Annotated in this window: 11 protein-coding genes, 17 tRNA genes, 3 rRNA genes and 1 riboswitch; of the genes, 2 read left to right on the top strand and 29 right to left on the bottom strand. The window is 40.3% G+C overall.

From position 1 onward, the window contains the following. Positions 1-126: 126 nt before the first annotated feature. Together MKY88_RS01325 and MKY88_RS01320 are read right to left on the bottom strand one after the other, a co-directional pair. Positions 127-2,652, bottom strand: coding sequence for a LuxR C-terminal-related transcriptional regulator (locus MKY88_RS01325; RefSeq protein ID WP_328205344.1), 2,526 nt, complete (start codon positions 2,650-2,652; stop codon positions 127-129). A gap of 25 nt (positions 2,653-2,677) precedes the next feature. Next, positions 2,678-5,227, bottom strand: coding sequence for a LuxR C-terminal-related transcriptional regulator (locus MKY88_RS01320; RefSeq protein ID WP_340812855.1), 2,550 nt, complete (start codon positions 5,225-5,227; stop codon positions 2,678-2,680). Between the two features lie 215 nt (positions 5,228-5,442). Between MKY88_RS01320 and MKY88_RS01315 the strand changes: the two genes are divergently transcribed. Continuing rightward, positions 5,443-6,708, top strand: a complete 1,266-nt coding sequence (locus MKY88_RS01315) for an Nramp family divalent metal transporter (RefSeq protein ID WP_328205347.1) — start codon at positions 5,443-5,445, stop codon at positions 6,706-6,708. 614 nt (positions 6,709-7,322) lie between these two features. On the opposite strand, the gene MKY88_RS01310 is transcribed toward MKY88_RS01315, so the two are convergent. From MKY88_RS01310 to MKY88_RS01290, 5 genes are all read right to left on the bottom strand, one after another. Then, complete coding sequence (locus tag MKY88_RS01310) at positions 7,323-8,012, bottom strand: ABC transporter permease (protein WP_193830718.1); 690 nt, start codon at positions 8,010-8,012, stop codon at positions 7,323-7,325. Further along, the gene (locus tag MKY88_RS01305) at positions 8,005-8,928 is read right to left on the bottom strand and encodes an ABC transporter ATP-binding protein (RefSeq protein ID WP_069479779.1); all 924 of its coding nucleotides are present in this window, start codon (positions 8,926-8,928) and stop codon (positions 8,005-8,007) included. The genes MKY88_RS01310 and MKY88_RS01305 overlap by 8 nt, the downstream gene beginning before the upstream one ends. A gap of 137 nt (positions 8,929-9,065) precedes the next feature. Continuing rightward, positions 9,066-10,001, bottom strand: coding sequence for a sensor histidine kinase (locus MKY88_RS01300; RefSeq protein ID WP_193830717.1), 936 nt, complete (start codon positions 9,999-10,001; stop codon positions 9,066-9,068). 5 nt (positions 10,002-10,006) lie between these two features. Continuing rightward, a complete protein-coding gene (locus MKY88_RS01295; RefSeq protein ID WP_193830716.1) occupies positions 10,007-10,699 on the bottom strand; it encodes a response regulator transcription factor in 693 nt (230 codons plus the stop codon). A gap of 163 nt (positions 10,700-10,862) precedes the next feature. Then, positions 10,863-12,326 (bottom strand): amino acid permease, encoded by a 1,464-nt coding sequence (locus MKY88_RS01290; RefSeq protein WP_036122337.1) that lies wholly within the window; start codon positions 12,324-12,326, stop codon positions 10,863-10,865. Positions 12,327-12,407: 81 nt separating this feature from the next. After that, positions 12,408-12,584, bottom strand: a riboswitch (Lysine riboswitch). 151 nt (positions 12,585-12,735) lie between these two features. Here MKY88_RS01290 and MKY88_RS01285 point away from each other — a divergent pair. Continuing rightward, positions 12,736-13,968 carry a CynX/NimT family MFS transporter gene (locus MKY88_RS01285; protein WP_193830715.1) on the top strand — a complete coding sequence of 411 codons (1,233 nt, stop codon included), beginning with the start codon at positions 12,736-12,738 and terminating at the stop codon, positions 13,966-13,968. A 59-nt stretch (positions 13,969-14,027) separates the two neighbouring features. Here MKY88_RS01285 and MKY88_RS01280 read toward each other — a convergent pair whose 3' ends face one another. The 22 genes from MKY88_RS01280 to MKY88_RS01175 all read right to left on the bottom strand — a co-directional run bounded on the left by MKY88_RS01280 (position 14,028) and on the right by MKY88_RS01175 (position 22,325). Next, complete coding sequence (locus tag MKY88_RS01280) at positions 14,028-14,549, bottom strand: hypothetical protein (protein ID WP_340812854.1); 522 nt, start codon at positions 14,547-14,549, stop codon at positions 14,028-14,030. 65 nt (positions 14,550-14,614) lie between these two features. After that, positions 14,615-15,661: a nitric oxide synthase oxygenase gene (locus MKY88_RS01275; RefSeq protein ID WP_328205350.1), complete on the bottom strand. Its 1,047-nt coding sequence runs from the start codon at positions 15,659-15,661 to the stop codon at positions 14,615-14,617. Positions 15,662-15,996: 335 nt separating this feature from the next. Continuing rightward, a tRNA-Glu gene (locus tag MKY88_RS01270) sits at positions 15,997-16,068 on the bottom strand. A gap of 1 nt (position 16,069) precedes the next feature. Then, a tRNA-Asn gene (locus MKY88_RS01265) sits at positions 16,070-16,146 on the bottom strand. Between the two features lie 7 nt (positions 16,147-16,153). Next, positions 16,154-16,227: transfer RNA gene (locus tag MKY88_RS01260), tRNA-Ile, on the bottom strand. Positions 16,228-16,231: 4 nt separating this feature from the next. Beyond that, a tRNA-Gly gene (locus MKY88_RS01255) sits at positions 16,232-16,305 on the bottom strand. Positions 16,306-16,311: 6 nt separating this feature from the next. Beyond that, positions 16,312-16,387 (bottom strand) — tRNA-Phe (locus MKY88_RS01250). 4 nt (positions 16,388-16,391) lie between these two features. Further along, a tRNA-Ser gene (locus MKY88_RS01245) sits at positions 16,392-16,484 on the bottom strand. 13 nt (positions 16,485-16,497) lie between these two features. Beyond that, a tRNA-Ala gene (locus MKY88_RS01240) sits at positions 16,498-16,573 on the bottom strand. Positions 16,574-16,582: 9 nt separating this feature from the next. After that, positions 16,583-16,659: transfer RNA gene (locus MKY88_RS01235), tRNA-Pro, on the bottom strand. 15 nt (positions 16,660-16,674) lie between these two features. Beyond that, positions 16,675-16,751, bottom strand: a tRNA-Arg gene (locus MKY88_RS01230). Positions 16,752-16,769: 18 nt separating this feature from the next. Then, a tRNA-Lys gene (locus MKY88_RS01225) sits at positions 16,770-16,842 on the bottom strand. A gap of 13 nt (positions 16,843-16,855) precedes the next feature. After that, positions 16,856-16,930 (bottom strand) — tRNA-Gln (locus tag MKY88_RS01220). A gap of 9 nt (positions 16,931-16,939) precedes the next feature. Next, positions 16,940-17,015 (bottom strand) — tRNA-His (locus tag MKY88_RS01215). Between the two features lie 43 nt (positions 17,016-17,058). Then, a tRNA-Trp gene (locus tag MKY88_RS01210) sits at positions 17,059-17,132 on the bottom strand. A gap of 4 nt (positions 17,133-17,136) precedes the next feature. Next, positions 17,137-17,220: transfer RNA gene (locus MKY88_RS01205), tRNA-Tyr, on the bottom strand. A 7-nt stretch (positions 17,221-17,227) separates the two neighbouring features. Next, positions 17,228-17,303, bottom strand: a tRNA-Thr gene (locus MKY88_RS01200). Positions 17,304-17,313: 10 nt separating this feature from the next. Then, positions 17,314-17,389: transfer RNA gene (locus MKY88_RS01195), tRNA-Asp, on the bottom strand. A gap of 4 nt (positions 17,390-17,393) precedes the next feature. Next, a tRNA-Val gene (locus MKY88_RS01190) sits at positions 17,394-17,469 on the bottom strand. An 11-nt stretch (positions 17,470-17,480) separates the two neighbouring features. Beyond that, positions 17,481-17,596: ribosomal RNA gene (gene rrf, locus MKY88_RS01185) — 5S ribosomal RNA — on the bottom strand. Positions 17,597-17,662: 66 nt separating this feature from the next. After that, positions 17,663-20,590, bottom strand: a 23S ribosomal RNA gene (locus MKY88_RS01180). Positions 20,591-20,773: 183 nt separating this feature from the next. Beyond that, positions 20,774-22,325, bottom strand: a 16S ribosomal RNA gene (locus MKY88_RS01175). Together the 16S, 23S and 5S rRNA genes with 17 tRNA genes alongside form the textbook arrangement of a ribosomal RNA operon. Between the last annotated feature and the right edge of the window lie 432 nt (positions 22,326-22,757).

Raw genomic sequence — 22,757 nt, 5'->3', positions numbered from 1 at the left:
TTAAAATGAAATATTTCTTCTTTATCTTAAGGGTAATTATTTTCTCCTACTATTGAGGAATGTTAATTGTTTATATGTAAAAAAAAAGACCGCTACCTAAAAAAGATAACGGATAACCTTATAACCTTATGCCTGTGGGTTTAATAATATTGCCTGTGCTCGGTTTTTAACACCCAACTTACTGTAAATCCCCGAGAGATAGACACGTACTGTACCTTCAGATAAAAATAGCTGCTCGGCTATTTCTTTATTAGAAGCACCTTCTAATAATAATGAAAATATTTCCTGTTCACGAGTTGTAAGGGACGCCAATGGTGAAATTTGCTTATGCTTTTGAACGCATTTTAGCAAGTGCTCAACATAGCTCATGGAAACCTCTCTCCACTCCTTTTCATAAGATTGCTGTCGAATAGCAGCATATTTTTTTAATAAAGCATATGTTTGAGGCTCGTCCATAAAGGTTCTGATATATTGATATGGCTCGGCTAATTTCAAGGCTTGATGCAACGTCATCAACGACTTATCTGCTTGTCCTTGCTCTGCCAAACATATGGCTAATAAAATTGTTGCTTCAATACAGGTAGATAGCTGTCCTTGTTGTTGTGCCTGTAATTGCACCTGTACAATTAATTGCTGTGCTTCTAGAAGGTGCTCTTTCATGAGTAAATAACGTGCCTTTACTAGCAAATAAAATGGAGAATTCTTATCCATATTTTCTTTAATTTTGGCTAACTCCTGTTCTGCTTGGACAACATTGCTTTCACGTAAAAATAATAACGCCTTCATCACTCTTATACTATCAATCCAATGACGTTCATTGATAGTTTCAATTGCATGGTCTAAAATGCTTTGGGCAACTATATATTGCTCTTCTAAAGCGGCTATTTTACTTTTTAGAATGTACATCGGTACTAATAATCCTGGATCTTGGAATTGATGACCTGAACGTAATGCTTCCTCTAATTCTATTGATAGCTCATCAAAGTGATTCCACTCATATAATTTCTCTGCACGCATGCCATAGCTATAGCCTGTCATACTTAAGTTCTTAAATTCCCCTGTTCTAAACTTAGCGAAAAATGACATAGCCTGTTCATCTGAAAGCAACTTTCCTCTAGACCCGATATTTGTTCTAAACAACATAGGCTCTGTTTGATTATATTGGATAAAAATTGCATCCCACTTGGACCCAATTGGATTTCTCTCTAGCCTTTGTCGAATGTATTCCGCAGCTTGTGATAGATCTCCGTTTTTCATGACAAAGACATAGGCTTTCACACCTAGAAAATCATCGACAGCAGATGCATACGTATTTTTATTCATCCATTGATTTGTCCTATGCTTTTGTTCTAGCTCTAGTATCGTCTGATAAGCATTTTCTAAATTGTGTAATGCTGCAAGTGTATAGGCGTACATTACCATCAATTCTGGATGTACTTCATAGCCATTAGCCAATAAAGTATTAATCCAATTTATATACGATGTTGAATGACCACAGGAAAGGAATGTTACAAGATGCTCCTGAATCCATTGTTCAGCATACATAAACACTTTGCCGTTTAAAGCAAGCTCTATAGCAGATAAAAAATTTCCGTTATTATATAAAGCAACAGCTGCTTTTTCATATAAATTCAAAATATCATGCTGAGTAAAACGTTTGCTTAACTCTTGACGTAATGTTTCTCTAAACAAATTATGGTATCGAAAGACCTGTTCTTTTGCTTCAACTCTGCTAATAAATAAACCTTGGTGATCAAGCTCTAATAAGACTAGTTGAGCATCAGTTCGGTTTGTTAGAACATTACATGTTTCAGAGGTTAATTGGTCCAAAAGCGAGGTATAAAGAAGAAATGTTTGGAGTTGTGGCGCTAGTTTGGAAAAAACCTCTCTCATAAAATAGTGGGCCACATAAGAATTACTTTCTTTAAATTGTTTTTCATCCATACTATGGAAACTTGTTAAATTGGTTAATTGTAACCCTGTAGGCCAGCCTTCTGTTATCTTAAAAACCTTTTGAAGCTCCTTCTCATTCAGTTGTTTGTTTAATTTTTTATAATATTCTTTTGCCTCCTCATATGTAAAAAGTAGATGCTCTACACCAATTTCAAGCAAGCAATGGTTTAATCTCCACTTTGCAACAGGTAATGAAATAGTCGATCTACTAGTCATATAAATAAAGCAGTGTTCTGGTAAGAAATCAATCAGACGAGTCATTGTTTGATGGATAGCAATATTGTAAATATGATGATAATCATCAATCATAATGTGAATTCTTTCAGTAGATAGCGATAATTCGTTTAATAGCGAATCCACTAAATATTCTAATGGTAACTGTGGTTGAGCATGGAGTATAGAATCAATTCGGGATGCTGCTTCTGGCTGTAAGGCATGACCAATCGCATGAATTAAATATTTCCAATAACGAATTGGGTCATTGTCTGTTTGGTCAATTGTAAACCATGCCACCATTGTATCAAGGTGATGAACCCAACTACTTAACAAAGTGGTTTTACCATAACCAGCTGGCGCTTGCACTACGATAAGCTTAGCTGATGTCTGTTGTAAAATGGCATTTAATCGTTCTCTTTCAATAATTTGCTCTCCCGTTAGGGGTTCGGTTGTTTTTGAGGCTAATAAAATATTTGGCATCATTTAACCTCCCTTCTGTTTAACAATTTTAATAGCCTAGCCATTCTTTTGCCCATACAATGGCCTTCATGCGAGATTTCACACCTATCTTACTGTATATTTCTGTCAAGTATATACGAATTGTTCCCTCTTTCAGCTGTAATTGTTGAGCAATCTCATTATTAGAGGCACCTTCAGCGAGTAATTGCAGAACATCTTTTTCCCGTTTTGTAAAGTTAGCGAAAAACTCATCTTCTAAGCTGATATTCTGTAATAGTTTATTTACATATGCTAACGGTACTGAATTAAATATATCGCCCTTACTATGCTGACGTATACGCCAGTATTTATTAAGTAATGGCCAGATAGAATCCTCTTCTATAAATGTATGATAATAACCATGTAAAACACCCTGTTCAAGGAGAACATGTAAAACAGACAAAGCAATGTCCTCTTGATCTAGTTCAAATTGACAAGCGGCCTCTAATAAACCTGCTTCAATAAGCGTAACCATTTGTTTTTCTTGAATTGCTCCCTCTTTCAAACGGATGGCAATTTGTAATGCTTCCTCAATTTGATTTTTAGCATACAATATTCTGCATTGAATTAATAAATAAAACGGATTCCTCGATGCAATTTTATAACTAATAAAATCAGTGACTCTTAAAAACTCTCGTTGTGCATAAGAAATATTCCCTTCAAGCAAATAAGCTTGTGCCTTCATAATATATACCATACCAATCCAATAAGATTTATCCGTTTTCTTCATCGCTTCTATCAATAACATATGTGCATCCTCAAATTGTTTTTTAGTCAGACAAATGCGAGCCTTTAAAAGATACATTGGTATAAATAATCCTGGATCTTGAAAACGCAAACCATATTGTAAGGCAATCTCTAAATTTTCACTCGACCTTTCTATATCATTTATTTCATACAATATCTCTGCTAAAAGCCCATAGGTTACCCCCGTAATATTTCGATCCTTTATTTCACTTTCACACAGTACCTGAATTAGTGCTTCCAGTTTTTCAACTGGTAAGAACTTACCGTTTGTGCCTGCAAAGGTACGCAAAATTCTAGGTTCAAATTGATTGTACTTTAAAGAGATACGATATAAGGATGACTTTTCCTTTCTTACATTGACACGTGTTTGTAAACCCACTTTTGCTTTTTCAAGATCTCCATCCTTCAAATAAGCAACATAAGCATTTATAATTTCAAAGATTTTTGATACAGCAATAAATTGAAAGCCATCCATCCATTTCAATATATCTTGTTTAAAAAGTAGTTCCTCAATGATTTCATTTGCTTTCTCTATTTCATGAGTAGAAAACAAAGTGGTGATGTATAAGACAAGCATATTAATATCAACTGAAAATTGTGCATTTCTTAGTTTCTGTACCCATTGCCCAAAAAGTAAAGTATGTCCCTCGGCAAATATTTCAACTAGATACTTTTGAATCCATTCGTGTGCTAGTTCATATAATGTGCCATTTAAGGCAAGTTCAATTGCAGCTACATAATCTCCTCTTAGGCATAAGTTTGTGGCTGCTTCGCGATAAATAGAATGAATCATCTCATGTGAATACTGCCTTTCCAGTTCTTCCAGAAGTGCATACCTAAATAAAGTATGGTAACGATAAACGGATGGCTGACTCTGTATACGTTGAATGAAGAGACAGTTTTTATCTAATTCAATGAAAGTATTCAAACTATCTAACCCTAACTCGTTCGTTATAGTTGCACAAATACTAGGGTCTAAGTCATTTAAAATTGAAGTACGCAGTAGAAAATCTTGAGTTACTTGAGGTAATGTAATAAAAACTTCTTGGATGAAAAATTCATGAATGTACGGACTAGCCTCTGTTAACATTTCTATACTGCTTAGACTATCAATACTATCACCTATGGCTAACTTAATAAGTTGTATGCCTGCTATCCAGCCCTCCGTTACCTTTAGCAAAGGCTTCAGTGCGCCAACTTTCTCTTCCTCCGAAATGGATTGGAAATAGACGTATTGTAGCTCCTCTAAATCCAAACATAATTGATCTGTCCCCACTTCTAGCAACCAATCTTTTACACGCCAATTTGCTAGAGGTAGTTCTAAATTTGTTCGAGTCGTTATGCATAGACGTACATTAGCGGGTAAATACTCAATTAATCGGATAAATATCTGATGAATCTGAGGATGCTGGATTGCCTGAAAATTATCAAAAACAATATGAATAGTTTCTTTATATGCCTCTAGTGTATCTAGCAGTGAATCTACTGCTGTCTCAAAGGAAATATCAAGTAAATTTTCAAATTTGTTTTCGAAACCATTAATTATGCTTATCGATAAAGTATGTATCAAATATTTTATAAACCGTAAAGGTTCATTGTCGTGTTGATCAATTGTAAACCAAGCTACCGATTCTTTAATATGCCAGCACCATTGACTTAAAAGTGTTGTCTTTCCATACCCTGTGGGTGCTTGAACAATGGTTAACTTCTTCATCTGATTCTTAGCCAGAAGAGTCAATAATTTTTTCCTCTCAACAGCGTTTGGCACTGTACGTGGAATTGTTATTTTTGATTTTACCCATACCATGTCCATTCTTTTGCCCCCTTCTTTATTCATTAGTTCTCTATATTTTTAAATTTTCCTGCCGATTAATTTTTCCTTTTATTCAATTCGGCCGTATAGATATTTTCAAATAATTGAAGCAAACCACTTCCCTTTTTCTAATCCTAGCGTTAGAATACTATTATCTTATTTTCCTCTAGGAAACTTTATTTCACAAACGATACTTTTTGAAATGAGGGAACAATATGGTATACAAACAAGTCACAAAATCGTCTGCTGAGGCGGTTTTAGATGGAGATATAAAAGGTTGGCGACGTTTTTTACCCTTTCTTGGGCCTGCATTCATTGCAGCGGTCGCCTATATTGATCCTGGCAATTTTGCCACAAATATTACAGCTGGCTCTCAATATGGATACTTACTCCTTTGGGTAATAGCCTTTTCTAATTTAATGGCGGTACTCATCCAATCCTTATCTGCAAAGCTTGGTATTGCGACAGGAAAAAATTTACCTGAGGTGGCACGTGAACATTTTTCTAAAAAGACATCTATATTTCTTTGGATTCAGGCTGAATTAGTAATTATCGCCACCGACCTTGCTGAATTTATCGGGGCAGCATTAGGGCTTTATTTGTTATTTAATATCCCTATGCTTCCAGCAGCTATCATCACAGCGGTCGGATCATTTGCTATTCTAGAGCTTCAAAGAAGAGGATTCAGAGCCTTTGAGGCAGGCATTTCTGGCATGGTTTTAATTGTCGTATTAGCATTTGCCTTCCAAACATTTTTAGCTCAGCCAGAATGGGGAAAAGTAGCGTTTGGTATGTTCACACCTCAGTTTGAAGGGGTGGACTCATTACTATTAGCAACAGGTATTTTAGGTGCGACAGTCATGCCCCATGCTATTTACTTACATTCTTCTTTAACACAAAGTCGTATCATCGGTCGTAATGAAGAAGAAAAAAGACGAATCTTCCGTTTTGAATTTATTGATATTATCATCGCTATGATCATTGCTGGAGCCATCAATATGAGTATGCTCATTATTGCGGCAGCAGTTTTTCACACACAAGGGATTGTAGTAGAGGATTTAGATGTTGCCTATAACGGCTTAAAGGATGCTCTCGGCCCAATGGCTGCCGTATCCTTTGGTCTTGGTTTACTAATTGCTGGGCTAGCTAGCTCCTCTGTAGGGACATTAGCAGGTGACGTAGTGATGCAAGGCTTCATTCAACGAAAAATACCACTTTATTTACGGAGAGCCATTACGATGGTGCCTCCGTTAGCAATTATTGCATCCGGTGTAAATGCAACCCATGCGCTTGTTCTTAGTCAGGTTGTGTTATCTTTCGGTATTGCATTCGCCCTCGTCCCTCTCGTTATGTTTACAAGCAAACGAGACATTATGGGCGGTTTAGTGAACCACCGTATTACTACTATTTTAGGCTGGTTTGTAGTTGTGATTGTTGTGGCATTAAATATTTACTTACTAGGTGAAACAATATTTGGATGAAGTAGTGAATTAATACTAAAATTTAAATTAAGAGCATCATCAGCAAAAGGCATCGAGAAGAAAAATCTCGATGCCTTTTTGTTGATAATAATACCATTGGTTATTACATGGTCCGGTTCACCCAAAAGGAAAACCATAAATAGACACATCTTGTGGGACAGCTAAAGTAGTGCAGAATTTACAGTTGATAATACAGCAACAATGGTTGGAATTCTTAATTTCCTCGTTGAAATCACCTTTAAATAAATATAAGATTAATAAAACAAATTTTTACTATTTTGTCATTTTTAATACAGGAGGTTTTTAATGCAATTTTATATACCTATAATTATTATGATTGTATTAATAGTTTTACAATGCCATAATGGCAAAAAAGGAAATCTGTTTTTAACTATTTTATTGGCCATTTCCTTTTCTATTTTAATTAAATTTCTATTATGGGAATCAAATTACTTATTTTTATTGCTCTACGTTAATTTTTTTCTATATTTAATAAGTTTAGTTACCTATTTTACAAGATCAACTATGTGAGTGTAACAACCGAGTAGCTTACTATCAAATTACTATAATCATCGTTCTATATCAACAAAACTTATGAATACCTGGCCCTTTCATTAAACATCGACCTTCTCAATATTGCGGATAGCTAGGTAGGCAATACTAATACCTATGATTGCTAACGAGATTGGAATAATAATGATGTCATTTAATGTGAAGTTACCTGTATTGGATGAAGTCAATGATACGATTAGAATAGAAGAAATAATTGTTGCTGGAATAGAGTATTTTCTCATTCCGAAATATAATGGAATTAATGCCATCCCTGAGGCAGCAATTGCATTCATGAGTACAGATGGTATATGTTGCATGATTAAAGTATTAGATAAAACATCAGGAATTAAATCAAATTTATCGCTTACGATGCAAAAGATGGTTGTAATCAAGACATTTGAAACGATGATTGCACTAAAGGTAAAAAGCATGACAATCGCAAGCTTAGCAGCGATTAATTTCTTTCGGCTTACAGGATACATAAAGGCCAATGTGATTGTTTTAAACTTATATTCTCCGATGATCAGTTTAGCTATTAATGTAGCTGCAAAAATAATAAATACAGCTCTGACAAATGAATCGATAACACTTAAAGCCATTTCATAATTTGCAATATCAACTTCCCCTTCTACTTTAGAAATAAATAAAATCATAAACATAAATCCTAAAATAATAAAGTTAGCAAACATAGCACTTTTAAAATAGGAGCCTAAATGATATTTTTTCATTTCCAAACGCATTAAATTAAGCATGAACAATCCCTCCATTTATTAGCTTAAGGAAGTAATCCTCTAATGTGCTAGTTTTTTTGCTAATCTCCTCTATTTCAATATCATGTTCAATCAATGTTTTTGTTAGAACCTTTTGGGATACTGTCAAATCATAAATTCGTATAGAATTGTCATCCATCAGTTTGAAATTAGCCATTTTCAATTCACTTTCTAAAATAAAGGCTGCCTTCTTACCATCGTTTACGATCACTTCAATATAGTCGGCTTGATTACGATTAATCGTATCCATCGTTACTTCAGTAATGAGCCTACCTTCCTTGATGACACCTATCGTATCGGCCAATTGTTCAATTTCCCCTAATATATGACTAGAGATAATGATCGTAATGCCATACTCCGTACAGAGCATTTTAAAAAGCTCTCTCAACTCTTTAATCCCAATGGGATCTAGTCCATTAATTGGCTCATCTAAAATTAGGAGCTCTGGCTTTGTAATAATAGCGCGTGCAATACCTAGTCTCTGTTTCATCCCTAGTGAGAAATCTTTTACCCGTTTCTCCTCTGCATTTGTTAATTTTACAAGGTTAAGTACATGGGCAATTTCCTGCTTATTGTAATAGCCCATATATTCGCAATGCAGTTCTAAGGTTTCCCTAGCCGTTAATTTTTCATAGAAAATAGGATATTCAATAATCGTTCCCATTCTTTTTAATATTTCATACGAACGATCGGTCAACCTCTCACCAAATATTTCAACATCTCCACTTGTTGGCTTTGTCAGATTCGTTAGCATCTTCATAACTGTCGTTTTACCCGCTCCATTAGGGCCTAAAAAGCCATAAATCTCTCCCTTCTTCACGTTCATATTGACAGCAGAAACCACTTCTTTTCCTTCGTACACTTTCGTAAGCTGGTTTGTTTTCACAATATATGTCATGTCAATCTCTCCCTCAAATGTGGCTATTGTCATTATAAAAAATGAAACTCTCTAATTTATTACTGGATTCTTACAAATTCCTTAAGAGCATAATAAAAGCCTGTAAAGCACAATAAAAGCTCTACAAGCATGTGATTTCAATACATCATTCGTTTTAAAGCAATGGTGAAAATGGTCTTTTTATAGGGAATACTTGATAACCGAATGGAACCATCCATCATTTCCACTAATCGCTTTGTAATCGTTAAGCCTAGGCCACTCCCCTGGAAGGTTTTATTGCGAGAGTCCTCTAGCGTGTACATTCTCTCAAACACATTGTCAATATGGTATTCATCGATTCCTTTACCACAATCCCATACATCTATAAAAATATTTGTTTCATCATTTCTTACAGTTAAACCAATTACATTACCATCCGCTCCATAGGCAAGAGCATTGGATAAAAGATTGTTGAGAACCCTATCTAATGCTTCTTCATTGCCAAGGGCATACATAGGAGTTTCAGGGATTGTAATATTGATATCTAATCCCATCGACGTGACCATATCGTAAAATGATAATATATTTTTACGGCTAATTTCACAGACATTGATTTTAGTAATTGGATAATCTGTATCTCCTGCCTCTAATTTGGCAAGATCAAAAAATGTGTGAATGATTTTTAATACTTCTAATGTTTTAGCATGCACGCCCGTTAATAACCTTTGGCGTTCTTCCTCATTAGCTGCGCCTTGAAGCTGGAGCATTTCAATATAGCCTAACACAACCGTTAAGGGCGTTTTTAAATCATGTGAAATGTTCGCCAACATTTTTTTCATAGAATCTTCCATTTTTAGATGGGTCGCCTGAACTTTTTGGTGATGATCCAGCCAAGCATTTATGGAAATAAGTAGCTGTTGAATTTGTGAATTGCTCGTAGTTACCAAAATCTTTTCATTACTTTGTTCTTGAACAATGACTTGGAGTTTTTCATACATATATTGGATCGTCTGATTTTGCTCTTTTTTTGTTTTCCATTGAAAAATAACAATTCCTATAAGCACCACAATTATAATTAATAGAATGATTATCATATCTGTTATCCTTCAAACTTATAGCCAATCCCCCAAAGCGTTTTAATATACTGGGGATTGGATGGATCATCTTCAATTTTTTCGCGTAGCCTTCGAATATGTACATTAATAATATTTTCATCACCATAATATGCTTCTTGCCATATTAGCTGATAAATTTGCTCTTTCGTAAAAACTCGGTTACGGTTTGTCACAAATAGCTTTAAGATGGCAAATTCCTTTGATGTTAGCTTCACTTCTTGCCCATTTTTATTTATAGAAAAATTAACAATATCTATCTTTAAATGGCCTATGACTACTACATCCTGTTTGTGATCTATTTGGCCAGCGTATGTTGTAGCTCTTCTAATAACGGCTTTTACGCGAGCAGAGAATTCCAGCATAGAAAATGGCTTAGCAATATAATCATCTGCCCCTAATCCCAACCCAAGCGCTTTATCTACATCACTATCCTTTGCGGACATAATGATGATCGGAAGTGCTGCCTGTTCTCGGATTACTTTTAAAACTTCCAATCCATTAAGCTTAGGAATCATAATATCTAGAATGACTAAATCAAAAGATTGATGTAAACAATATTGTAATGCCTCTTCTCCATTATTTGCAGTGGTGACATCGAAACCTTCCAATATTAAAAAACTCGCTACCATTTCGCGAATAGCCTCATCATCTTCCACTAGTAAAATATGTTTTTGCATTTACATGCACCTCTCTCTACTAGAAAGTCAAAAATCACACTTCCATATCTATAGTATATTACCATATATATGATGTTAATTTAGTATTAATTTTAAAGGTCTCTATATAAAAAAAGCTGTCCCATCAACCATCACACAATGGTTTAAAGAACAGCTTTTCTGTTTAATTTTCCACTTTTAAATCACAATCTTTAAGAGGAAGCATTTTTGTTTTATGTTTAATTTTGTACCCCAGCCATAGCAACAGGAACAATGGAATACCAATATAGGAAACAAGGATACCATACCAATCGATTGTACCCCCGATAAATGCTGTGTAATTCTGTCCAATTACGACAATCATACAAATAGTAAAGGCGAATAGTGGACCGAATGGGTATAGCTTTGCTTTATACGGTAATAGCTTTGGATCTAAACCCTGCGCCTCGAAAGCACGACGGAAACGATAATGACTAAATGCAATACCTAGCCAAGCAATAAACCCTGACATCCCCGAGGCATTTAAAAGCCAAATATAAACAACCCCATCACCAAAGAATGACGCTAAAAACGCTACACAGCCTACAGCTAACGTTGCGATCAATGCATAAATCGGAATACCTCGACGACTTAACTTTGCAAAGAATTTAGGAGCATGACCATCCACTGCTAATTGCCATAGCATACGTGAAGATGCATACAGTCCAGAATTTCCTGCTGATAGCATAGCCGTTAAAATAATGGCATTCATTAAGGAGGCAGCAAAAGCAATGCCTAAACGATCAAACACCAGCGTAAATGGAGATACAGCGATATCCTCCGATAATAAGCGCTCGTCTGTGAATGGAATCAACATCCCTATAGCAGCAATAGCTAAAATATAAAATAAAATAATACGCCAAAACACCGATTTTACTGCCTTCGGTATATTTTTTCCTGGATCATCTGTTTCCCCTGCTGTAACCCCGAGTAACTCTGTTCCTTGGAATGAAAATCCTGCTGCAAGGAAAATACCAAATGTAGCAAGGAAGCCACCATGGAATGGTCCATCACTAATAAAGAAATTTGTAAAACCTACAGGTGCCTGTCCACCTAAAATACCAAAAATCATTAATATGCTAATAATAATAAATACAATGACCGTAGCCACTTTAATCATCGCAAACCAATATTCACTTTCACCATAGCTCTTTACAGACAATAAATTAAATGTCAGTACAATTACAATAAATAATACTGTCCAAAGTGCTGATGAGCTATCTGGGAACCAATATTTCATAATTAATGACACTGCCGCAATTTCTGCTGCAATCGTAATTGCCCAGTTATACCAATAGTTCCAGCCAAGTGCAAAGCCTAAAGCTGGATCTACAAATTTTGTCGCATACGTACTAAAAGAACCCGAGGACGGCATATATGCAGCCATTTCACCTAAACTTGTCATTAAGAAATATACCATAATACCGATTAACGCATAGGCAAGCAATGCGCCTCCCGGTCCTGCTTGTGCAATGGCGCCTCCACTAGCTAGAAATAGCCCTGTACCAATTGTACCGCCTAAAGAAATCATTGTGATATGGCGGCTTTTTAATTCTTTTTTCAGCTTCGGTGCTTTATGGCCGAGCTGATTTACTTTTATTTCACTCACGATATAGCTTCCTTCCTATTTATGAGGCAAAAAAATGCCATCACATGAACAATGTGATGGCTAGTTAATCCTCAGTTTTTCCTAAACGATAGCTCAACACGTTGTACAAACGTGACAGTTCTGTTCCTTTCGGAGACAGCCCCAGCATGAGGTTTTCAAGTCCCCTCACACTTCGGCAATATTTCCTTTCAGCTAATCTCTTCAATGCTTGTCATTTCAATTAGCTTACTTATAAATATCGCGACCTCTACCTCAATACAAACATGAGGCATATAATTATTAAATTTATGATGCTTACTATACTAACATAAGACCTAAGACATTTCAATATAACCATTAATGTTTTGTATTTTGTGAATTTTCCACTATTTTTAATAGTGTGATAAAGTGTTATAGTAGTTCAATTAGAATGGTTATAACAGGGGGAATTATTTTGACTTTACATGATCATTCCGCCAGCTACCCGAGCAGAAAAATTAGCTGGAGGGGAACAACTTTATTGTTAGTTTTTGGAATAATATTTATAGCGTCTACATTACGAATGCCACTAACTGTCGTGGGTCCAATTGTATCCTTTATCCGCGACGATCTTGGTATTTCCAATGTTCTAGCCGGTTTTCTGACAACTATTCCATTGCTTGCTTTTGCCATTATATCACCGTTCGCACCAGTTGTAGCACGAAAACTCGGGCTTGAGCTAACCTTATTTTTATCCACTATTTTATTGGCCTTAGGAATTGTACTACGCTCCCTTGGTACAACAGGATTACTTGTATTTGGCACAGTGCTCATTGGCGTAGCAATATCATTTGGAAATGTGTTGATTCCAGGGTTATTAAAATTAAAATTTCCATACCATGTAGGATTATTAATGGCATTTTTTACTATGTCGATGAACTTAACGGCTGGGCTTGGAGCAGGTATTAGTTATCCAATAGCTAATTCGTCACTAGGTTGGCAGGGAGCATTGGCTGTGGCGCTTATATTAGTCGTATTAACAATTTTAATTTGGATACCTCAATTGAAATTGAATAAGCCAGAACCAGCTACTACGGCCAAAAAAACAGGTAAACCCCTTTGGAAATCACCTGTTACATGGGCAGTAACCGGTGCAATGGGCTTACAATCTTTATTATTTTATACGACAGCAGCTTGGATTCCTGAAATTTATATTGCGCAGGGATTGGCTCCTGATAAAGCTGGTTGGATGTTTTCTATCATGCAATTCTCACAAGTCCCCATGGCATTGGCTGTCCCCATTATCGCTGGTAAAATGACTTCACAAAGACCACTTGTCCTCATGTTTACATCGTTCTATTTAGTAGGATTTGTCGGCGTTGTGATGGAATGGACAACTTTAGGAATATTATGGATGATCCTTCTAGGTTTAGCAGGTGGAGCTTCATTCGCATTAGCAATGATGTTCTTCACACTACGTACGCGTACAGCATTTGAAGCCGCTGATCTATCAGGATTTGCACAATCATTAGGCTATTTATTCGCTGCCATTGGGCCGATTCTTTTCGGATACCTCCATGATTTAATTGGTGGTTGGAATATTGCAGGTTGGCTCTTTGTTGTTGTAGCTATGACACTCTTCTTATGCTCCATGCGAGCCTCTAAAGATCAATATGTCCATTAAATTTAAGCAGATGGGAAAGCTGACCTCATCTGCTTTTTGTCTATATCAATTTCATTTTTCTAATGTTTTAGTAAGGCTAGCAGTTCCGCAAGTTCCTCTGTTGTGCCCTTGGTACGTGCCTTAATAGCAGTAAAAACAGGGGTCGCCTCTTGAAGAAGTAAAAAACTAAAATAATAATAGCCTAAAAAAGCTTCCTGTTCATAGCCTCTAGGCGTATCTTCCTCCCACTCAAGCTCATCATCCTCTTCATTTTCCATCCATAAATATTTCGTATCCAAAAGCTCCAGCATCGTTGAAACGTTACGTGTTGAATCATGATAATCCTCAGTTATTGCATGAGCCACAGCCAAATAAAGCTCTATTTCTGCTAAGGTGACTTCCTCCACATTTTTACTTGAAAGCTTTTGTAAAAGAATAAGCAAAACCCATGGCGTCACCTGCCAGAGTGTTCCTTGATGTTCAATTAGTTCAGTCAGCTCATGATATTGTTCCTGTTCAATTAGACGAGGAATGTCTGTTCCTCTGCCATAAGGTGTCGTCAATTGTTGCCAAGGGATATTCGAAATATTTTGGTTCAACATCTTGAATTGCCCCTTTCCCCAAAAGGTACTTAGGAGCTGTTAGTTTATGAACAACTCCTTTAAAGTTAATAACATGGTTTTTGATAAAAATAATTGGGCGTATGATAAGTATTTATATAAGGCTTATGGAATATATGAGTGGTCGCAGGGGAAAGTGGTGGGATTAACCATGTCCAGTTACCTGTAACTTCTCGCCCTGCCAATCTCTCAGCTTCCTCAAATAATTTAAACTGCTGAGCAGCAGTATGATGATCTACAATGCTCACTCCATCCTCTTTAAAAGAATGTAGGACAGCAATATTGAGCTCCACTAATGCACGGTCACGCCATAGAGAAGCTTGTTTGGTTGTATCCAGATTAAATATTCCCGCAATAGCTGGCAGCGTATTATACCGGTCATGATCGGCTAAATTGCGTGCCCCAATTTCAGTCCCCATATACCAGCCATTAAATGGAGCTGCTTGAAAATCAATGCCAGCCATTTGAAAACGCATACTCGAAATAATAGGAACAGCATACCATTTCAACTCTAATTTCTCCACAGCTTCCAATTCCGGATGACGTATTGGAACCTCTAAAATATACTTGGCAGGAATCGTAAATAGCTGGGGAGCACGTCCGTCTACCTGTATGACGAGTGGTAACACATCAAACGGCGTACGCTCGCCTTTCCAGCCCATCGATTCGCATATTTTTGTAAAAGTGATGGAATGTGCATCACCAATAATGCCCTCTTCTGTTTCGTAGCCTGCGTAACGAATTAGCTGATGATTCCAAATTCGTACTCTGTCAGTTGCAAACACTGTTATAGTTGGACGAATTTTCCCATGATTAGTGGCATACTCAATATGCTCTAGTAACTTTTGAAAAATGCCCTGTTCATCTAAAACTTCTCGTGCATCTACTACATGCAATGATTGCCAAAACAACCGTCCAATACATTTATTGCTATTTCGCCATGCAACTCGTGCACCAAAAACTAGCTCTTCTGTTGTAGGCTTATATTCCCCTGCTCTTTTAATCTGCTGTAATCTATTTTCTAACCAAAGTTTGGATTCATTTTGTTCAAGCTGGTATTGATTTAAAAAACTTTGTATCTCCTGTATATTCATATCGATTCCTCCACTTATCCTCATATTAGGGGAACAAGGCAATAAGCACCATGAAAATAGTTAATGAAAAAACATACATATTGCATATATGAAATAGTTTGTTCAAATTTAGTAGGAAGCATCGCTCCAGATAGTTTGAATTGAATTGAATTGTAGTACTCCTTTAAACGAGCCTATAAAAAAGAAAGGGATTATTAGCATTTGGGAGAAGGAAATGAATTTAGACCTAACATTCAAAAGCTACAAAACCTTATCAAAGGATTTTTAGCTTTTAAACATGTTTATGAAAAGACATAGAAAAAAGCATGTAGCACACAACTGTGCTACATGCTTGATGACCCGTACGGGATTCGAACCCGTGTTACCGCCGTGAAAGGGCGGTGTCTTAACCACTTGACCAACGGGCCGTGGCTCCGAAGGCAGGACTCGAACCTGCGACAACCTGATTAACAGTCAGGTGCTACTACCAACTGAGCTACTTCGGAATAATGATGGGCCTAAATGGACTCGAACCATCGACCTCACGCTTATCAGGCGTGCGCTCTAACCAGCTGAGCTATAGGCCCATTTTGGAGCGGGTGATGAGAATCGAACTCACGACATCAGCTTGGAAGGCTGAGGTTTTACCATTAAACTACACCCGCAAATAATGGTGGGTCAGGACGGAATCGAACCGCCGACACTTAGAGCTTCAATCTAATGCTCTACCAACTGAGCTACTGACCCGAAATGGAGGAGGTAGAGGGATTCGAACCCCCGCGCGGTGTTACCCGCCTGTCGGTTTTCAAGACCGATCCCTTCAGCCAGACTTGGGTATACCTCCAAAAATATAAAAATGGTGGAGCCTAGCGGGATCGAACCGCTGACCTCCTGCGTGCAAGGCAGGCGCTCTCCCAGCTGAGCTAAGGCCCCATTTATAGATGGTCGGAATGACAGGATTCGAACCTACGACCCCTTGGTCCCAAACCAAGTGCTCTACCAAGCTGAGCTACATTCCGAAAACATAAATAAATTGGCGCGCCCGACAGGAGTCGAACCCATAACCTTCTGATCCGTAGTCAGACGCTCTATCCAATTGAGCTACGGGCGCTAAATTAATTAAAAATGATGAGCCATGAAGGACTCGAACCTTCGACCCTCTGATTAAAAGTCAGATGCTCTACCAACTGAGCTAATGGCTCGTATAAGAAAAAATGGCTGGGGTACTAGGATTCGAACCTAGGCATGACGGAATCAAAATCCGTTGCCTTACCGCTTGGCTATACCCCAATTTTAAAATGGGGCGACTGATGGGAATCGAACCCACGAATGTCGGAACCACAATCCGATGCGTTAACCACTTCGCCACAACCGCCACTATATAATAACAGCCATATATGTACGAGTACCTTTATACCTGGCAGGGGCAGTAGGAATCGAACCCACACCAAAGGTTTTGGAGACCTCTATTCTACCGTTGAACTATGCCCCTAAAATGGTGGAGGGGGACGGATTCGAACCGCCGAACCCTAAGGAGCGGATTTACAGTCCGCCGCGTTTAGCCACTTCGCTACCCCTCCAAGGGAATGGTGCCGGCGATAGGAGTCGAACCCACGACCTACTGATTACAAGTCAGTTGCTCTACCAACTGAGCTACACCGGCAATAAAAAAATGGCGGTCCCGACCGGGATCGAACCGGCGATCTCCTGCGTGACAGGCAGGCATGTTAACCGCTACACCACGGGACCAAAATGGTGGAGGATGACGGGCTCGAACCGCCGACCCCCTGCTTGTAAGGCAGGTGCTCTCCCAACTGAGCTAATCCTCCATAAAAAATAAGCGAAGCGACGTCCTACTCTCACAGGGGGAAGCCCCCAACTACCATCGGCGCTAAAGAGCTTAACTTCCGTGTTCGGTATGGGAACGGGTGTGACCTCTTTGCCATCATCACTTCACTTATTCAATTGAAAGCTTGTTCTTTCAAAACTGGATAAACGGTTCATTGAATGCTTCAAACTTTTTTGGTTAAGTCCTCGATCGATTAGTATTCGTCAGCTCCATGTGTCACCACACTTCCACCTCGAACCTATCTACCTCATCGTCTTTGAGGGATCTTACTTACTTGCGTAATGGGAAATCTCATCTTGAGGGGGGCTTCATGCTTAGATGCTTTCAGCACTTATCCCGTCCACACATAGCTACCCAGCGATGCCTTTGGCAAGACAACTGGTACACCAGCGGTGTGTCCATCCCGGTCCTCTCGTACTAAGGACAGCTCCTCTCAAATTTCCTACGCCCACGACGGATAGGGACCGAACTGTCTCACGACGTTCTGAACCCAGCTCGCGTACCGCTTTAATGGGCGAACAGCCCAACCCTTGGGACCGACTACAGCCCCAGGATGCGATGAGCCGACATCGAGGTGCCAAACCTCCCCGTCGATGTGGACTCTTGGGGGAGATAAGCCTGTTATCCCCGGGGTAGCTTTTATCCGTTGAGCGATGGCCCTTCCATGCGGAACCACCGGATCACTAAGCCCGTCTTTCGACCCTGCTCGACTTGTAGGTCTCGCAGTCAAGCTCCCTTGTGCCTTTACACTCTACGAATGATTTCCAACCATTCTGAGGGAACCTTTGGGCGCCTCCGTTACCTTTTAGGAGGCGACCGCCCCAGTCAAACTGTCCGCCTGACACTGTCTCCTGCCCCGCTAAGGGGCATGGGTTAGAATTTCAATACAACCAGGGTAGTATCCCACCGACGCCTCCTTCGAAGCTGGCGCTCCGAGATCTCTGGCTCCTACCTATCCTGTACAAGTTGTACCAAAATTCAATATCAGGCTACAGTAAAGCTCCACGGGGTCTTTCCGTCCTGTCGCGGGTAACCTGCATCTTCACAGGTACTATAATTTCACCGAGTCTCTCGTTGAGACAGTGCCCAGATCGTTACGCCTTTCGTGCGGGTCGGAACTTACCCGACAAGGAATTTCGCTACCTTAGGACCGTTATAGTTACGGCCGCCGTTTACTGGGGCTTCAATTCGCAGCTTCGCTTGCGCTAACCACTCCTCTTAACCTTCCAGCACCGGGCAGGCGTCAGCCCCTATACGTCACCTTACGGTTTTGCAGAGACCTGTGTTTTTGCTAAACAGTCGCCTGGGCCTATTCACTGCGGCTCTCATGCGCTTGCACGCTCAAGAGCACCCCTTCTCCCGAAGTTACGGGGTCATTTTGCCGAGTTCCTTAACGAGAGTTCTCTCGCACACCTTAGGATTCTCTCCTCGACTACCTGTGTCGGTTTGCGGTACGGGCACCTCTCACCTCGATAGAGGCTTTTCTTGGCAGTGTGAAATCAGGAACTTCGTCCATACGGACTCGCCATCACAGCTCAACGTTACAGTGTGCGGATTTGCCTACACACACGCCTTACTGCTTGGACGCGCATAACCAACAGCGCGCTTACCCTATCCTACTGCGTCCCCCCATTTCTCAAACGGTGAGGAGGTGGTACAGGAATATCAACCTGTTGTCCATCGCCTACGCCTATCGGCCTCGGCTTAGGTCCCGACTAACCCTGAGCGGACGAGCCTTCCTCAGGAAACCTTAGTCATACGGTGGACGGGATTCTCACCCGTCTTTCGCTACTCATACCGGCATTCTCACTTCTAAGCGCTCCACCAGTCCTTCCGGTCTGACTTCAACGCACTTAGAACGCTCTCCTACCACTGACATCGTAGATGTCAATCCACAGCTTCGGTGAATCGTTTAGCCCCGATACATTTTCGGCGCAGCGTCACTCGACCAGTGAGCTATTACGCACTCTTTAAATGATGGCTGCTTCTAAGCCAACATCCTGGTTGTCTGTGCAACGCCACATCCTTTTCCACTTAACGATTACTTTGGGACCTTAGCTGGTGGTCTGGGCTGTTTCCCTTTTGACTACGGATCTTATCACTCGCAGTCTGACTCCCGTGTATAAATATCTGGCATTCGGAGTTTGTCTGAATTCGGTAAACCGGGATGGCCCCCTAGTCCAAACAGTGCTCTACCTCCAGTATTCTCATCACGAGGCTAGCCCTAAAGCTATTTCGGAGAGAACCAGCTATCTCCAAGTTCGATTGGAATTTCTCCGCTACCCACACCTCATCCCCGCACTTTTCAACGTGCGTGGGTTCGGGCCTCCAGTAAGTGTTACCTTACCTTCACCCTGGACATGGGTAGATCACCTGGTTTCGGGTCTACGACCACGTACTATTTCGCCCTATTCAGACTCGCTTTCGCTGCGGCTCCGCCTTCTAAAGCTTAACCTCGCACGTAATCGTAACTCGCCGGTTCATTCTACAAAAGGCACGCTATCACCCATTAACGGGCTCTAACTACTTGTAGGCACACGGTTTCAGGATCTCTTTCACTCCCCTTCCGGGGTGCTTTTCACCTTTCCCTCACGGTACTGGTTCACTATCGGTCACTAGGTAGTATTTAGCCTTGGGAGATGGTCCTCCCGGATTCCGACGGAATTTCACGTGTTCCGCCGTACTCAGGATCCACTCAGGAGAGAACGAACTTTCGACTACAGGGCTTTTACCTGCTCTGGCGGACCTTTCCAAGTCGCTTCATCTAACTCGCTCTTTTGTAACTCCGTATTGAGTGTCCTACAACCCCAAGAGGCAAGCCTCTTGGTTTGGGCTCTTCCCGTTTCGCTCGCCGCTACTCAGGGAATCGATTTTTCTTTCTCTTCCTCCAGGTACTTAGATGTTTCAGTTCCCTGGGTCTGCCTTCAAGACGCTATGTATTCACGTCAAGATACTACGCGATTAAACGTAGTGGGTTCCCCCATTCGGAAATCTCCGGATCAAAGCTCACTTACAGCTCCCCGAAGCATATCGGTGTTAGTGCCGTCCTTCTTCGGCTCCTAGTGCCAAGGCATTCGCCGTGCGCCCTTAATAACTTAACCAAGTTATTAAGCCTATAAAAAAACTTAAAAAAATAAATGTGTTTGTTACAATTTCAATGTCGTTTTATCCAGTTTTCAAAGAACAAGTTTTGAAGTATTTCATTCAGAAAGAATGAACCTTCAAAACTGAACGCAAAACGTAATCTTACAAACCCAAGGTTTGTATTCCGAAAATATCCTTAGAAAGGAGGTGATCCAGCCGCACCTTCCGATACGGCTACCTTGTTACGACTTCACCCCAATCATCTATCCCACCTTCGGCGGCTGGCTCCAAAAGGTTACCTCACCGACTTCGGGTGTTACAAACTCTCGTGGTGTGACGGGCGGTGTGTACAAGGCCCGGGAACGTATTCACCGCGGCATGCTGATCCGCGATTACTAGCGATTCCGGCTTCATGTAGGCGAGTTGCAGCCTACAATCCGAACTGAGAACGACTTTATCGGATTAGCTCCCTCTCGCGAGTTGGCAACCGTTTGTATCGTCCATTGTAGCACGTGTGTAGCCCAGGTCATAAGGGGCATGATGATTTGACGTCATCCCCACCTTCCTCCGGTTTGTCACCGGCAGTCACCTTAGAGTGCCCAACTAAATGATGGCAACTAAGATCAAGGGTTGCGCTCGTTGCGGGACTTAACCCAACATCTCACGACACGAGCTGACGACAACCATGCACCACCTGTCACCGTTGCCCCCGAAGGGGAAACCATATCTCTACAGTGGTCAACGGGATGTCAAGACCTGGTAAGGTTCTTCGCGTTGCTTCGAATTAAACCACATGCTCCACCGCTTGTGCGGGCCCCCGTCAATTCCTTTGAGTTTCAGTCTTGCGACCGTACTCCCCAGGCGGAGTGCTTAATGCGTTAGCTGCAGCACTAAGGGGCGGAAACCCCCTAACACTTAGCACTCATCGTTTACGGCGTGGACTACCAGGGTATCTAATCCTGTTTGCTCCCCACGCTTTCGCGCCTCAGTGTCAGTTACAGACCAGATAGTCGCCTTCGCCACTGGTGTTCCTCCAAATCTCTACGCATTTCACCGCTACACTTGGAATTCCACTATCCTCTTCTGCACTCAAGTCTCCCAGTTTCCAATGACCCTCCACGGTTGAGCCGTGGGCTTTCACATCAGACTTAAGAAACCACCTGCGCGCGCTTTACGCCCAATAATTCCGGACAACGCTTGCCACCTACGTATTACCGCGGCTGCTGGCACGTAGTTAGCCGTGGCTTTCTAATAAGGTACCGTCAAGGTACAGCCAGTTACTACTGTACTTGTTCTTCCCTTACAACAGAGTTTTACGAACCGAAATCCTTCTTCACTCACGCGGCGTTGCTCCATCAGGCTTTCGCCCATTGTGGAAGATTCCCTACTGCTGCCTCCCGTAGGAGTCTGGGCCGTGTCTCAGTCCCAGTGTGGCCGATCACCCTCTCAGGTCGGCTACGCATCGTCGCCTTGGTGAGCCGTTACCTCACCAACTAGCTAATGCGCCGCGGGCCCATCCTATAGCGACAGCCGAAACCGTCTTTCAGTGTTTCACCATGAGGTGAAACAGATTATTCGGTATTAGCCCCGGTTTCCCGGAGTTATCCCAAACTATAAGGTAGGTTGCCCACGTGTTACTCACCCGTCCGCCGCTAACGTCAAAGGAGCAAGCTCCTTCTCTGTTCGCTCGACTTGCATGTATTAGGCACGCCGCCAGCGTTCGTCCTGAGCCAGGATCAAACTCTCCATAAAAGAAATTTGATTAGCTCAAATTGTTTTGCTGGCATCAATTTTGATGTCCAAAATTTTGTTTCGTTCACTAGCTAAGCTAGCTATTAAAAACTTTATTGATTACGTTTTGCTTGTTCAGTTTTCAAGGTTCATGTTTTGCTTTGTTTTAGCGTGTCACCGTGGCGACTTGTATAATACTACACCCTTATTTTTAAAAGGTCAACACTTTTTCAAAAAAAAGTTTAACTTTTTTCTCCACATAGAATTACTTCCTATATTAATAATCAAAATAAATCTTTGACTACAAATAATATTTTCACCCTTAAGGACTAAGTTATACCATTAATTAAAATATAATTTTATCATATCTTACAAGAAAAATTTAATAGATTTTTTTGGATAGCAGGAAAAAAATCTATATTAAACTGATCTTTCAGTATGTAGATGGAGTTT

This window comes from Lysinibacillus sp. FSL R7-0073, assembly GCF_038009065.1.
Taxonomy (GTDB): Bacteria; Bacillota; Bacilli; order Bacillales_A; family Planococcaceae; genus Lysinibacillus; species Lysinibacillus fusiformis.
This window is presented reverse-complemented; position numbering and strand designations above follow the sequence as displayed.